We start from the raw sequence: 13521 nt of genomic DNA on the forward strand, positions 1-13521 counted from the left end.
CCGCCTTGGAAGGGCTCCCGCCATGGGCGTGTTGGCAGGGATCTTCAGCGGTGCCCTGCTGCTTTCGCCGTTGGTAATGGCGCAACAGGCAATATTGGAAGGGTCGCGCTTTTATCCTCAGGAGAGCGCCAAGGGCATGGTGGCCACCAGCCACTTCCTGGCCTCCGAAGTAGCTCGCGACGTGCTGGCGCAAGGTGGCAACGCCGTGGACGCCGCCGTGGTGGCGGGATTCGCACTGGCGGTCACCCAGCCACGCTCCGGCAATATCGGCGGCGGCGGCTTCATGCTGATCTCCGATGAACAGAGCGGTGACGTGATCGCCATCGACTACCGTGAAACCGCCCCGGCGGCCGCCACCGAGACGATGTTCCAGGACGAGGATGGGGAAGCCGTCACTGAACGCTCCCGCTACACCCATCTTGCCGCGGGCGTGCCGGGAACCGTGGCGGGCCTTGCCATGGCACTGGAGGAGTACGGCACCATGAGCCTGGCCGATGCACTGGCGCCCGCCATCCGCCTGGCCGAGGAAGGCTTCGCCGTGCCGTCACGCTTCGTGCAAGGGATCCAGGACAGCAAGGCACGCTTCGAGCCGTGGGAGGCCAGCATGGCCAAGTTCTTCAAGGAGGACGGCTCGGCCTATGAAGTGGGCGATACCTACCGCCAGCCTGACCTTGCCGCCACGCTGAAGCGAATCGCCGAGAATGGCGCGCGGGAATTCTACGAGGGCGAAACCGCGCGGTTGATCGTTGCCGAGATGGAAAACCATGACGGCCTGATCACCATGGAAGACCTCGCTGGCTACCAGCCAGTCGCCAGGGAACCCAGCCATGGCACCTATCGCGGCTACGACATCTACGCGATGAGCCCCCCCTCCTCGGGCGGCGCCCATATCGTGCAGATGCTCAACATTCTCGAGGATTACCCGATCGACGAGATGGGTTTCGGCTCGGCGGACAGTCTGCATCTCATGGCCGAGGCCATGAAACGCGCCTATGCCGACCGCTCCGAGTACCTGGGGGACACCGGTTTCGTCGATGTGCCGCTGGATGGCATCACGTCCAAGGAGTACGCCGCGGAGCTACGTGCCCAGATCAGCATGGAGCAAGCCACGCCCAGCGCGGATATCGGCCCTGGCGACCCTCTACCCTACGAGTCGAACGAAACCACGCATTTCTCGATTGCCGACGGCGAAGGGCTTGCGGTATCCAACACCTACACGATCAATTTCAGCTATGGCTCGGGCATCGTCGTTGATGGCGCGGGGTTTCTTCTCAACAACGAGATGGATGACTTCTCCGCCAAGCCCGGCGTGCCGAATGCCTATGGCCTGATCGGCGGCGAGGCCAACAAGGTGGAACCCGGAAAGCGCATGCTCTCCTCCATGACGCCGACGATCGTCAAACGCGATGGCAAGAACTTCATGATCACGGGAAGCCCCGGTGGGTCGCGCATCATCACCACCACCTTGCAGATGCTGATGAATGTCATCGACCACAACATGAACATCCAGTCAGCGGTCAGTGCACCTCGCATGCACCACCAGTGGCTACCCGATGAGCTTCGCGTGGAAGACGGCTTCAGCCCGGACACCCTGGAACTTCTGCGGCAACGTGGCCATACCGTCAGCCAGCAGGACGCCATGGGGGCCGCACAGTCGATCGTGATTCGCGACGGCATGTTCTATGGCGGCGCCGACCCGCGCCGCTCTACCTCGTCCGCCATCGGGCTCTAGGCACCGCGCACCCATCGCACCCCGACTCAATGTCGGGGTGCGATGCGTTGTGGCGGACATGACCCTCGACTTTCAGGAGCAATCACATGCAGCGACGCCTTTTCCTTCGAGCCTCGGCTGGCCTGCTCGCCATGCTGTGGCTTGCCGGTTGCGCCAGCCCGCACTACCTGCAACCGGAACCCAGGCGCAGCGCCCAGGTGCCTGTCACGGGGTCCGGCCAGACAGTGACCGTAGTGGCGGTCGATGGCCGGGCAAGTGAGGTGCTCGGCACGCGTACCGGCAGCGCCATGTCCACCGCGACCATCACCGTCGATTCCCATGAGCTGGTGCCGACACTGCAACGTGAAGCCGAACGCGCTGTGCGCGAGATGGGCTTCAACCCGACCACCGAGCAGACAAGCGGGCGTCCGATGCTGACCCTGACCCTCGACCACCTGGGCTACGAGCGAGGCGAGAGCCGCCCGGTCATCGACGAAGCGCGCCTGGAAGCGGTGTTCATCGCCGAAGCGGTCAATGCAGGCACCACCTATACCGGCACCTACACCTCGCGCCGCACGCAAAGCTACGCCGTGCGCCCCGGCCGCGACAGCAACACGCGCATGGTCAACGAGCTGCTCTCGGACGGCCTGGACCGCGCCTTCCGCGACCCGGAACTCGGCCGCCTGCTGGCACGCTAGCCGGCAACAGGAAGGTCATGAAATGCAGTAGGGCGCCACATGGGCGCCCTACTGCTGACTATTCACCACCCACGACTCACCACTCTCGATTCACTGCCTGGGGCCTCGACGCACCAGCGACCATATCGTTTCACGAAACCCGCTGCCCTCTTCCGGCTCACCCTGTTCGACGAAGGTGACCCTGAAGTTGGGCTCGAAGCGCTCGCGGACTTCCTCCGCGCTAACATGGTAGGGCGGCCCGACTCCGAGGCCTTCCGGCCGGGTCAGGCTGATCAACAGGCCGCAGGCACCCGGCGGGGTCAACTGTGCAAGGTGGAAGGCGTAACGTTGACGGGTCGCCGGTGGCAGGGCGATCAGCGCCGCACGGTCATAGAAGGCGCCGATTTCAGCGGCCTGGTCGATATGGAAATGGAAAAAGTCGCCGCACCACAGCTCCACATTGGCTTGCCGAGTGACATCGAACCCGCCCTGGCGATAGCGCGAGACCATTCCGGGGCCTTCCTCGACGAACTGCTCGATGGCCAGCGGCGCAAGCTCAATCCCCAGCACAGGATGGTCATGCTGGCCAAGCCAGCGCATGTCCAGGCTCTTGCCACATAGGGGCACGAGCACCTTGGTGCCGGGACGCACCCCCAGCGATGGCCAATGTTTCAGCAGGGCCGGGTGGGCAAGGTCACGATGAAAACCGATTCGCCCATCCCGCCAGCGCTCAATCCATTCATTGCCCATCCCGTTCCCCGTCAGCCAGTCAGAAGCATCATCAGAACCAGCGGTCGCGCTTCTTGCTACGCCGTGGCAGGTGAGGAACGATCAGCCCAACCACCAGGCCTGCCCCGGCGACACCGCCGCCATACATGAAGTAACGAATCAGCAGATCCTCTTCCTGGGTGTCCAGGCGGGCCTGCAGCTCGCGGATGGTCTGGCGAGCCTGCTCGCTTTCTGTATCCAGCGCCTGATTGCGCTGCTCGAGCTCCTCGATCCGCTGCTCGCGCACCTCGAGGGTCTCGGTCATGTTGGAGACCCGGTTCTCCCAGTCGTCGTTGATGCCCTCGAGCTCACTGGAAAGCTCGGCCACCTGCTGTTCCAGCGCCGGAAGGCGTACCTGGGCGCTGGGCGTGTCCTGGACTTCGTTGCTCAGCACCCACACCGTATCGCCATCGCCATCGCGAACCCGCGAGTAGTCCCCGCTGGTTTCCAGCACCTCGACCGGCTCACCGGCGGTCAAGGTGCCGACGATGCGATAGCCATCGGTGGGCCCACTGCGCACGAAGGTGGTCAGCGAGTCGGAGACCCAGTGGTTCGCGTCGTTCTGCTGGGCGTGCAGCGGCAGGGCCATGAACCCCACCGCCATCGCCAACCCCAGTCGTTTGAGATCATCTCTGGTCATGCCGTTATCCTGGCTGAATCTGTCTTAACCGTCCTGGTGAAAAGGTACGATGCTTGCTTCTCTATTGGCATGGCAACCACAACATTGGCATGGCAACCACAACGACCTGGCAACCATGACATCCCACTGCCGCGGCTGGTGCGATGAAACACGTATCGCGGCACGAAGCTTGTCCACAGCTTCTGTGGACAACACTCGGGAAAACCGCTGGAAAGCTATCCCGAGAGGCCGTGGCCACTACCTCTGGCTTGAACTGATCAATCCATGACCAGCCAATTTCTCAACCGATTCCTCGACCGATCCCTCAACCCAGGACATGATGCCCCTGATACCTATGGCCTAGCGATCATGACGGGGAGGCGGTGCGAAGGGGCGCGGGAACTCGGCCACCCGCCCCTCGCTCTTGACCGCGCGTGGCGGCCCCTCGCGCTCGACCTCATCGATCCGCACGATGGCATTGAGCGGCAGATAGCTGCGGCTGACGCCATCGAAGGTGCGTCGCAACTTGTCGGCGGAGGGGTCGACCACCAATTTCGAAGCGTCATCGAAGACGAATTCCTCGATCTCGATGAAACCCCACAGGTCACTCTGGAATATCTCCCGCACGTAGAGTTCCCAAACCTCACCGTGCTGGTGGAAAACTACCCGATAAATCGGCTTGGCCGCCATAGTGGTGCGTGTTCCTCGCCCTGTCATCCAATGGTGTAGGTCACCGTTTCGATTGCCACCGGGGACTCATGCCGGCTCCCGGGTCAGGACGGCAAGGTTACCACAGCTCGCGCACCCGTCGCGCGTGACGGGCTGGCCCCACCAAGGGCGGATGCGTATAATCGATGGCTACTCCAGATGGCCTGTTCCGGCCTCGTGTCTCAAGGACGCGCCCTGCGCGAATCCCCCGCGTGATGCCGGTTTCGAACAGTGCCTGCTGAACCCCATCACTCACCGGTGACAGATATCGGGCGCCTGGCGCCACGATCCTATTCTTATGGCGAAGAAACTCTTCATCAAGACACACGGCTGCCAGATGAACGAGTATGACTCCGCGCGCATGGCGGATCTACTCGGTGAATCCCACCGGCTCGAGCTTACCGACGACGAGCGCGAAGCCGACGTCATCCTGCTCAATACATGTTCGATCCGCGAGAAGGCCCAGGAGAAGGTCTTCCATCAGTTGGGACGCTGGAAAAAGCTCAAGGACGCCAACCCGGATCTGGTAATCGGAGTGGGCGGCTGCGTGGCGAGCCAGGAAGGCGACGCCATCAGGAAACGCGCACCGCACGTCGACATGGTATTCGGTCCCCAGACCCTGCATCGCGTGCCGTCGATGCTCGATTCGCGCCAACAGAACCAGATCTCGGTGGTCGACGTCACCTTCCCGGAGATCGAGAAGTTCGATCATCTGCCCAAGCCAAGCTCGGATGGCGCAAGTGCCTTCGTCTCGGTCATGGAAGGTTGCTCGAAGTACTGCACCTTCTGTGTGGTGCCCTACACCCGTGGTGAAGAGGTCTCCCGGCCCTTCGAGGCGGTGATGGACGAGGTCATCCACCTGGCCGAACAGGGCGTTCGCGAGATCAATCTGCTGGGCCAGAACGTCAATGCCTATCGGGGCCCCAACCAGCTTGGTGACGAGATCGACCTCGCCGAGCTGATCGCCTGCGTGGCCGCGGTGGAGGGGATCGACCGAATCCGCTTCACCACCTCGCACCCGGTGGAGTTCTCCGACAGCCTGATCGAGGCCTACGGCGAGATTCCGGAGCTGGTCAGCCACCTGCACCTGCCCGTGCAGGCAGGTTCCGACAGCATTCTGGCGGCCATGAAGCGAGGTCACACCGTCGAGGAGTATGTCGCCAAGATGGAGCGCATTCGTGCTTTGCGCCCTGACATCAGCTTCTCCTCGGACTTCATCATCGGCTTTCCCGGCGAAACCGCCGAGGATTTCGAGGCCACCATGGACCTGATCCATCGCATCGGCTTCGATCACTCGTTCAGCTTTGTCTATTCGGCACGTCCCGGTACCCCGGCGGCGACGCTGCCCGACGATACGCCGGAAAGCGTCAAGAAGCAGCGCCTGGCTATCCTCCAGGAGCGCATCACCCAGCAGGCGATGCAGATCAGCCGGCGGATGGTCGGCACCACCCAGCGAGTGCTTGTCAGCGGCTTCTCGCCACGCGACCCGGGACAGCTGTCGGGGCGCACCGAAAACAACCGCGTGGTGAATTTCCGCGCCGCCAACCCAGTCGAGCTGATCGGCTATTTCGTCGACGTCGAAATCACCGAGGCCCTGCCCAATTCACTGCGCGGCGAGCTGGCCTCCCCGCATTGTTTCTAGGAACCAGGCGGCTGAGCCAGCCCGTGCGTCGCAGCCGGGTCGGTCATGCCCGACCCTTTTCAGCCCGCCGCGTTGAAAACCCAGGCCGCGATGTTCATCTCGACTAAGTTCATCTCGACTAAGTTCACCTCGACTAAGTTCACCTCGAGCCTTTCGTGCATTGCCCCGGCCACCGCCGGGGCAGTAAGCTGAGGGCACATTCACTACTCACGGACCACCCCGTCTTGAGCCAGCCATCTCCCCAGGCCAACCGCATCATCACGCTGAACCTCGAGCCCAACGACCCCAGGCGCCTGGCCAATCTTTGTGGCCAGCGCGACGAACACCTCAAGCTGATCGAGGCGCGTCTCGGCATCACCCTTCGCAACCGCGGCAACACCTTCCAGCTCGCTGGCCCCATTCATCGCGTCAAGGCCGCCGCCAACGTACTCGAGCACCTCTATCGCGAGACCGAGGCTAGTGACCTGGAGCCGGACACCGTGCACCTGTTCCTGCAGGAATCGGGCCTCGAGGCGCTGGACGAGGATGAAGGGGATGATGGCGACGGTGAAGTCCTGCTGCGCACGCCCCGCACGCTGATCAAGCCACGCGGACTGAACCAGCAGAGTTACGTCTCGAGCATTCGCGCCCACGACATCAACTTCGGCATCGGGCCTGCCGGCACAGGCAAGACCTACCTGGCCGTAGCCGCAGCGGTGGAAGCGCTCAATCAACAGGAAGTGCGCCGCATCCTGCTGGTTCGCCCGGCGGTGGAAGCGGGTGAGAAGCTGGGGTTTCTGCCGGGCGACCTGGCCCAGAAGATCGATCCCTATCTACGCCCCCTGTACGACGCGCTCTACGAGATGATCGGCTTCGAACAGGTTGCCAAGTTGATCGAGCGCCAGGTGATCGAGATCGCGCCTCTGGCCTACATGCGCGGCCGCACCCTGAACAATGCCTTCATCATCCTCGACGAGAGCCAGAACACCACCCGTGAGCAGATGAAGATGTTCCTGACCCGCATCGGGTTCGGCTCCACCGCGGTGATCACCGGGGATGTGACCCAGGTCGACCTGCCTCGCGGCCAGACATCGGGGTTGATCCAGGTGCTCGAGGTACTCAAGGGCACTCCTGGCATCGGCGTGACCCACTTCGCCGCCAAGGACGTGGTTCGCCATCCGCTGGTGCAGCGCATCATCGAGGCCTATGACCTCTTCGAAGCCGAGCAGGAAGCCACCGAGCGCGCCCGCAAGCAAGCACGTGACGACGAGCGCGAGGCGCTGCGGCAGGAACGCCTCGAACGTGAGCGTGGCAACGGCGAGCGAAGTGGCTCATGAGCACGCCACTGCTCGATCTTCAGGTCGCCATCCAGGCAGAGGGCCTGCCCACCCAGGCGGAGCTCGTCGCTTGGGTGGAAGCAGTGCTTTCTCACCCGTCGGTAGACACAGGCGCCGATAGCCAACGGGAGTTGACGGCGCGGCTGGTCGATAGCGACGAGAGCCAGGCGCTCAACCGTGATTATCGCGGTCGTGACAAACCCACCAACGTGCTCTCCTTTCCCTTCGAGAACCCTCCAGGGGTCAACCTGCCGCTGCTCGGCGACCTGGTGATCTGCCATCCCGTGGTATGCGCGGAAGCGCGCGAGCAGGAAAAGTCACTGCGTGATCACTACGCTCATATGGTGGTGCATGGCACCCTGCACCTGCTGGGACATGATCATATCGAAGACGCCGAGGCCGAGCTCATGGAAGGGCTGGAGCGCGAGATCCTCGCGACACTGGGCATCGATGATCCCTATCTTGCAGACAGACAGTGTGCAAACCACCAGCTCGCCGACCACCCGAGCGAGAGGCCAGACCAGGCCGCCCCCGATACCGAGGACAAGAGAGCCGACGCATGAGCGAAGACCGATCGAGTAGCCAGGGCAACAAGTCCTGGCTCGATAAATTGTTCAGCGCCCTTACAAGTGACAGTGACGAACCCAGCTCGCGTGGCGAGCTGCTCGAGTTCCTGCGCCAGGCGGCCAGCCGCCTGAAGCTGGAGCAAGATGCCATGATGATCATCGAGGGCGCCCTGCAGATCAGCGACCAGCAGGTGCGCGAGGTGCTGATCCCCCGTTCTCAGGTCACCGCCATCGCCCTCGACCAACCCCTCGAGGACTACCTGCCGGTAATACTCGAGACCGGCCACTCCCGCTATCCGGTGATTGGCGAGAACCTGGACGAGGTCAAGGGAATTCTGCTGGCCAAGGACCTGTTGCCCCTGCTGCGCAGCGGCCAGGAGAACGGCAAGCCGTTCCGCCTCGAGGAAGTGGTGCGCCCCGCACTGTTCATCCCGGAATCGAAGCGGCTCAACAGCCTGCTCAAGGAGTTCCAGGATACTCACAATCACATGGCGATCGTGGTCGACGAGTATGGCGGCACCGCCGGCATCATTACCATCGAGGACATCCTCGAGGAGATCGTCGGGGAGATCGAGGACGAGCACGACGCCGATGAGGAAGACGACATTCGCGATCTTGGCGAGGGTCGCTTCGCCATTCGCGCCCTGACCCCCATCGAGGACTTCAACGAACGCTTCGAGACACGTTTCTCGGATGAAGAGTTCGACACCATCGGGGGGCTTGTCATGCAGCGCCTCGGCCACCTGCCTTCGCGTGGCGAATATTCCGTGATCGGTGGCTGGCGATTCACGGTGCTCAACGCCGACAATCGCCGCATCCGCCTGCTCGAAGCCGAGCGGTGTCCGGAGCAGGACGCCGACTGACACCCTTCACCCGAGATTGAATCGATGAGTTTCACGCGCCTGCCCCCGGCCCTGGGCTGCCTGATCGCCCTGGTGGCCGGCGGGTTCACTACGCTCACCGCCTCGCCTTTCGAACTGTGGTGGCTGGGTCCGCTCGCCGTAGCGATGGTATTTTACGGCATCCACCAGTTGACCCCAGGCCAGGCCGCCCTGCGTGGCTGGTGCTATGGCGTCGGGCTATTCGGCTCGGGGGCGTCCTGGGTCTATGTGTCGATCCACGACTACGGCTATACCGGTGTGCCCCTGGCACTGCTGCTGACCAGCCTGTTCGTGGCGGGGCTCGCGCTCTTCATCGCACTGACCTTCTGGCTGTACCGTGCGCTGTGCGGACCACGGCTTGCCGCATTCAGCTTCGCCGGCGCCTGGGTGCTGGGGGAGTGGCTGCGCACCTGGCTGTTCACCGGCTTTCCATGGCTGTTGCTCGGTACCGCCCATGTCGACTCGCCACTGGCCAACTGGGCGCCTGTCGGCGGGGTGTACCTGCTGTCGTTGATCACTGCCTTGAGCGGCACGCTTGGCGTGCAACTGCTGGCCCGGCGCTGGTGGGCCGCCGCCCCGCTCGCGGCACTGTGGCTGGCACCGCTGGCGCTGAACCACGCCTGGACCACGCCGGATGACAGGCCGGTGCGCGTCGCCCTCTTGCAGGGCAACCTGCCCCAGTTGATCAAGTGGACGCCCGAGGGCCAGCGCATCGCGGCCAACACCTACAGCCAGTTGACCCTCGAGCAGCCGGACGACATCGACCTCGTGATCTGGCCTGAAGCCGCACTGCCGATGTTCGAGGAAGACGCCCAGCCGATACTCGAACGGGTGCAAGCCAATCTGGACCCGCAGACGGCGCTGTTGACCGGCATCCTGCAACGCGACGGACGCGGGCTCTACTACAACAGCGTGATCGGCCTTGGCAATGCCGAGGGTGAGTATCGCAAGCAACACCTGGTGCCGTTTGGCGAGTACCTGCCGCTGGAAACGCTACTGGCCGGCACCATCGCCTTCTTCGACCTGCCGATGCCCGCCATGACGCCAGGCCCAGAGGATCAGGCGCCGATCAAGGCCGCCGGGCTCAGGATCGGCAACGCCATCTGCTACGAGATCATCTATGCCGACCTGGTGGCACAGCGCGCAAGAGGCGCCGACCTGTTGATGACGATCTCCAACGACACCTGGTTCGGTGCCTCCATCGGCCCGCTTCAGCACCTCCAGATGGCGCGACTCCGCGCCCTGGAGAACGGTCGCTATCTGGTACGCGCCACCAGCAACGGTGTGACGGTGATCGTCGATCCACGCGGCAGGGTGATCGAGCGCGCCCCGCAGTTCGAGACCGCAAGCATCAGCGGTGAGGTACACGCCATGCAGGGCCTCACGCCCTTCACCCGCACCGGCAGCTGGCCCGCGTGGGTGCTCGCCGCACTACTGGTGCTGCCAGGCTTACGGCTGCGTCGTGAGTTAGCTGCCTAATCTGACAGTCCAGGCCACACGAAAAGCGCCCAACCGATAAGTCGGGTGGGCGCTTTTGCTTAACGTCTAAAGATCAGGACTCCGGCGAAGCCGGGAGCTCCCCTAGCACCTCGGGAATGGTCATCTTGACGTAGCGGCCGGGGGCGGGCTCGAGGATATCGAGCTCACCCTGGCCAGGATGACGCGCCGGTACCAGCTTCTCGGGGTCGGCATAGCCATTGGCGGTCATCCACTCCTGCCAATGCGGCCACCACGAACCTTCTTGCTGCTGGGCGCCTTCCAGCCACTGCTCGGCGGTGTCGGGCAGCTCGTCATTGGTCCAGTAGCCGTACTTGTTGCGCTCCGGCGGGTTGACGATACCGGCGATATGCCCTGAACCGCCAAGCACGAAGGTCACCGGGCCCTTGGGCAGCAACGCACCGTAATAGGTACTGTTCCACTTGGCAATGTGGTCTTCACGGGTAGAGATGAAGTAACTCGGGGTCGACACCTTGCGCAGGTCGATCTTCACGCCGTCGAGTTCGATGCCATCAGGCTCCACCAGGCGATTCTCGAGGTACATGTTGCGCAGGTACCAGCCGTGGGTACCGGCCGGCAGGTTGGTACCATCGGTATTCCAGTAGAGCAGGTCGAAGGGCGCGGGTACGTCACCCTTGAGATAATTGTTGATGTAGAACGACCAGAACAGATCGTTCTCGCGCAGCAGGTTGAACGAAAAGGCCATCGCCCGGCCATCCAGGTAACCATCCTGCTCCATCTTCGCCTCGAGCCCCTGGACGATCGGCTCGCGCAGGAACACGCCGATCTCGCCCGGGTCGCGGAAATCCTGCAGCGTGGTCATGTAGGTGACCGATTTCACCTTGCGGCCACGCCGGGTGCTGGTCAGGTATGCCACGGTGGAGGCCGCCAGGGTACCGCCCACGCAGTAGCTCATCAGGTTGACCGACTTCTCGCCGGTGGCCTGTTCGATCGCGCCCATGGCGGCGATAGGGCCCAGCTGCATGTAGTCGGCCCAGGTCAGGTCGCGCTGCTCGGGGCCAGGGTTGCGCCACGAAATCAGAAACACCGTATGGCCCTGCCCCACCAGCCACTTGACCAGGGAGTTGTCCTCGCGCAGGTCGAGAATGTAGTACTTGTTGATCCACGGCGGCACGATCAGCAGCGGCGTCTTGTACACCTGCTCGGTGGTCGGCGCATACTGGATCAGCTGGATCAGCTCGTTCTCGTAGACCACCGCGCCCGGGGTGACGGCGATATTGCGTCCCACCTCGAAGGCGCTCTTGTCGGTCATGGTGACGTTCAGGCCCTCAGCGGAATTGGCCAGGTCTTCACGCAGGCGCGCAAGCCCCTCGACGAGGTTCTGGCCACCCGTTTCGGCGGTCTTGCGCATTACCTCGGGGTTGGTCGAGGCGAAGTTGGTCGGCGACATGGCATTGACCATCTGCCGGGCATAGAAGGCCAGGTTGCGCTTCTGATTTTCGTCGATGCCATCGAGCTTCTCGACGAGCTCGTCAACCAGCCGCGAGAACAGCAGGTACTGCTGCATGATCGCCATGTAGTAGGGGTCAGTGGTCCAGGCCTCGTCCTTGAAGCGACGGTCACCCTTGTTGGGCAGCACCAAGGGCTCGACCGCTTCGCTGGTCATCGCCTGCATGCCGCTTTGCCACAACGCGAACTGATCCTGGAGCAGGCGGGCCTGGGTCTGCCACAACAGCGCCGGATTGCGCATCAGTGATTCGGCGCCGGCACGGAAGCTCTCCTGAATGTCTTCCTGGATGGAGTCGGCGGCTTCATTGGGCACCATGCGTTCCAGCAAGTCCCCCATCAGCGCGCGATACTCTTCCCCGATATTCTTGAGTTGCGAATTCCACGCTTCCAAATCGGCTTGTGTCGGTGCTTGAACCCCTGGCTGCATTGACCCCTCCTGATGTCCGCGTGAGTTCAACTCACCCATGACAGAATACACTTCACGTTGGCCATCCGCGGGACACGATTCCCCAGGGTGGATAGCCTCACAGTACGTTGCGTTTCCAGGCCTGGCGTCATCATCAACGGCTAGCGCCTGTCAAAACGTGTTACACCACGCAAAAGCGGCACCGACGCACGGTACCGCAAGCGAGGCATTCGACCATCGCTGGTTCAGCTCTTGGTACCGCCGCTTGAACCACGCGTGGACTGGCTCTTGGCCGGCGCGGCCTTCTCGGCGGTCTTGGTCGCCGTCGCCCCGGCCTGCTTGGCCTGCTCAGCCATCTGCTGGCCGGATTCAGCAAACAGCTTCTCGAGCTCGGCCTTGAATTCAAGGCTCATTTCGGAGAGTGCCTGGGCATCCTTGAGCATCTGCTCGGAAAGCTGGTTCATCATCTCGGCCTGACGCGTGCCGAAATCACGCAGATCATCGGTATCCTCGATTTCACTGGCGTCGCGCAGGCGTTCGGTACCCAACTGGCTATAACGCTTCATGGATTCCATCTGGTACTGAGTCAACTTCTCCATGTTGTTCAGCATCAGCGAGTTGAGCTTGCGCATCGGTTCGAAGAACTGGCGGGTCTGCTCGTTGAAGGACTCGATCATCTTGTCTTGCATGGTGGTATCTCCAAGGGTTGCGGCAACAGATCAGTGGCGCACCGCTTATGTTGCACTGCACCAAAGACTAGTCTGACCTCGTTCAGGTTGCAAGGTGATGACAACCATCGAATTCGCTGGGGCACAGATCATCTCATCCGCTCTTGCGGCTGGAACGCGAACTCGCACTGGCGGTACCTTTACTCGCCGAGCGGGAAGCCGCCTTCTTCTCGCTGGTGGCTGCCGTGTCGCCTTTCGAACCAGACGCGGGCGCTTCCTTGTCAGCCGTGCCCTGACCGGCCTGGCGCAGCATATCGAGCATCATCTGCTGATAGTTACCGAAGCTAGCAAGCCCCTGCGAGAGCCCTTGTGAAAGCCCCTGGGTCATGCCTGACTGCTGCATGAACGGCTGCATCAGGCTCATCGGGTCATACCCTTCGACCCCGGATTCCATCTGCTTCTGAATATGCCCCAGCAGGTCCTGCTGAAAGGCCGATATATCGGGCAGGCCCAGCGCCTGGCGGAACTCGTCGGGGGTCAGGTCGAACTCGACATTGATCTTCATGGCATGCTCACTCCGTGTACTTGATTG

Annotated in this window: 13 protein-coding genes; 7 read left to right on the forward strand and 6 right to left on the reverse strand. The window is 62.6% G+C overall.

The features are described from left to right. The first annotated feature begins 22 nt into the window (after positions 1–22). Together ggt and C6V82_RS10015 are read left to right on the forward strand one after the other, a co-directional pair. Positions 23–1732, forward strand: a complete 1710-nt coding sequence (gene ggt / locus C6V82_RS10010) for a gamma-glutamyltransferase (RefSeq protein ID WP_102588335.1) — start codon at positions 23–25, stop codon at positions 1730–1732. 86 nt (positions 1733–1818) lie between these two features. Continuing rightward, on the forward strand, positions 1819–2409 hold the full coding sequence (locus C6V82_RS10015; protein ID WP_102588334.1) for a YajG family lipoprotein: 591 nt from the start codon (positions 1819–1821) through the stop codon (positions 2407–2409). Positions 2410–2499: 90 nt separating this feature from the next. Here the strand turns inward: C6V82_RS10015 and C6V82_RS10020 are convergent, their stop codons facing one another. From C6V82_RS10020 to C6V82_RS10030, 3 genes are all read right to left on the reverse strand, one after another. Then, positions 2500–3138: a class I SAM-dependent methyltransferase gene (locus tag C6V82_RS10020; RefSeq protein ID WP_102588333.1), complete on the reverse strand. Its 639-nt coding sequence runs from the start codon at positions 3136–3138 to the stop codon at positions 2500–2502. Between the two features lie 31 nt (positions 3139–3169). Beyond that, positions 3170–3760 carry a TIGR04211 family SH3 domain-containing protein gene (locus C6V82_RS10025; RefSeq protein ID WP_229843184.1) on the reverse strand — a complete coding sequence of 197 codons (591 nt, stop codon included), beginning with the start codon at positions 3758–3760 and terminating at the stop codon, positions 3170–3172. Between the two features lie 375 nt (positions 3761–4135). After that, a complete protein-coding gene (locus C6V82_RS10030; RefSeq protein ID WP_102588331.1) occupies positions 4136–4465 on the reverse strand; it encodes a DUF1820 family protein in 330 nt (109 codons plus the stop codon). 316 nt (positions 4466–4781) lie between these two features. On the opposite strand from C6V82_RS10030, the gene miaB reads away from it, so the two are divergent. The 5 genes from miaB (at position 4782) to lnt (ending at position 10367) form a co-directional block, all read left to right on the forward strand. Then, the gene (gene miaB / locus C6V82_RS10035) at positions 4782–6125 is read left to right on the forward strand and encodes a tRNA (N6-isopentenyl adenosine(37)-C2)-methylthiotransferase MiaB (RefSeq protein ID WP_102588330.1); all 1344 of its coding nucleotides are present in this window, start codon (positions 4782–4784) and stop codon (positions 6123–6125) included. Between the two features lie 224 nt (positions 6126–6349). Next, positions 6350–7441: a PhoH family protein gene (locus tag C6V82_RS10040; RefSeq protein ID WP_102588329.1), complete on the forward strand. Its 1092-nt coding sequence runs from the start codon at positions 6350–6352 to the stop codon at positions 7439–7441. After that, positions 7438–8004: an rRNA maturation RNase YbeY gene (ybeY, locus tag C6V82_RS10045; RefSeq protein WP_102588328.1), complete on the forward strand. Its 567-nt coding sequence runs from the start codon at positions 7438–7440 to the stop codon at positions 8002–8004. The genes C6V82_RS10040 and ybeY overlap by 4 nt, the downstream gene beginning before the upstream one ends. Then, positions 8001–8870: an HlyC/CorC family transporter gene (locus tag C6V82_RS10050; protein WP_102588327.1), complete on the forward strand. Its 870-nt coding sequence runs from the start codon at positions 8001–8003 to the stop codon at positions 8868–8870. The genes ybeY and C6V82_RS10050 overlap by 4 nt, the downstream gene beginning before the upstream one ends. A gap of 24 nt (positions 8871–8894) precedes the next feature. Next, positions 8895–10367 (forward strand): apolipoprotein N-acyltransferase, encoded by a 1473-nt coding sequence (lnt, locus tag C6V82_RS10055; RefSeq protein WP_102588326.1) that lies wholly within the window; start codon positions 8895–8897, stop codon positions 10365–10367. Positions 10368–10440: 73 nt separating this feature from the next. On the opposite strand, the gene phaC is transcribed toward lnt, so the two are convergent. The 3 genes from phaC to C6V82_RS10070 form a co-directional block, all read right to left on the reverse strand. Next, positions 10441–12282, reverse strand: coding sequence for a class I poly(R)-hydroxyalkanoic acid synthase (phaC, locus tag C6V82_RS10060; protein ID WP_102588325.1), 1842 nt, complete (start codon positions 12280–12282; stop codon positions 10441–10443). A 224-nt stretch (positions 12283–12506) separates the two neighbouring features. Continuing rightward, positions 12507–12950: a phasin family protein gene (locus tag C6V82_RS10065; protein WP_102588324.1), complete on the reverse strand. Its 444-nt coding sequence runs from the start codon at positions 12948–12950 to the stop codon at positions 12507–12509. A 133-nt stretch (positions 12951–13083) separates the two neighbouring features. After that, positions 13084–13494 (reverse strand): hypothetical protein, encoded by a 411-nt coding sequence (locus tag C6V82_RS10070; protein WP_102588323.1) that lies wholly within the window; start codon positions 13492–13494, stop codon positions 13084–13086. Positions 13495–13521: the final 27 nt, after the last annotated feature.

This window comes from Halomonas urumqiensis (assembly GCF_003028575.1).
GTDB lineage: Bacteria > Pseudomonadota > Gammaproteobacteria > Pseudomonadales > Halomonadaceae > Halomonas > Halomonas urumqiensis.

Excerpts from the sequence above, each read along its gene's own strand:
- ggt (WP_102588335.1), top strand. The coding sequence starts at position 23 with ATGGGCGTGTTGGCAGGGATCTTCAGCGGTGCCCTGCTGCTTTCGCCG.
- C6V82_RS10015 (WP_102588334.1), top strand. The coding sequence starts at position 1,819 with ATGCAGCGACGCCTTTTCCTTCGAGCCTCGGCTGGCCTGCTCGCCATG.
- C6V82_RS10020 (WP_102588333.1), bottom strand. The coding sequence starts at position 3,138 with ATGGGCAATGAATGGATTGAGCGCTGGCGGGATGGGCGAATCGGTTTT.
- C6V82_RS10025 (WP_229843184.1), bottom strand. The coding sequence starts at position 3,760 with ATGGCGGTGGGGTTCATGGCCCTGCCGCTGCACGCCCAGCAGAACGAC.
- C6V82_RS10030 (WP_102588331.1), bottom strand. The coding sequence starts at position 4,465 with ATGGCGGCCAAGCCGATTTATCGGGTAGTTTTCCACCAGCACGGTGAG.
- miaB (WP_102588330.1), top strand. The coding sequence starts at position 4,782 with ATGGCGAAGAAACTCTTCATCAAGACACACGGCTGCCAGATGAACGAG.
- ybeY (WP_102588328.1), top strand. The coding sequence starts at position 7,438 with ATGAGCACGCCACTGCTCGATCTTCAGGTCGCCATCCAGGCAGAGGGC.
- C6V82_RS10050 (WP_102588327.1), top strand. The coding sequence starts at position 8,001 with ATGAGCGAAGACCGATCGAGTAGCCAGGGCAACAAGTCCTGGCTCGAT.
- lnt (WP_102588326.1), top strand. The coding sequence starts at position 8,895 with ATGAGTTTCACGCGCCTGCCCCCGGCCCTGGGCTGCCTGATCGCCCTG.
- phaC (WP_102588325.1), bottom strand. The coding sequence starts at position 12,282 with ATGCAGCCAGGGGTTCAAGCACCGACACAAGCCGATTTGGAAGCGTGG.
- C6V82_RS10065 (WP_102588324.1), bottom strand. The coding sequence starts at position 12,950 with ATGCAAGACAAGATGATCGAGTCCTTCAACGAGCAGACCCGCCAGTTC.
- C6V82_RS10070 (WP_102588323.1), bottom strand. The coding sequence starts at position 13,494 with ATGAAGATCAATGTCGAGTTCGACCTGACCCCCGACGAGTTCCGCCAG.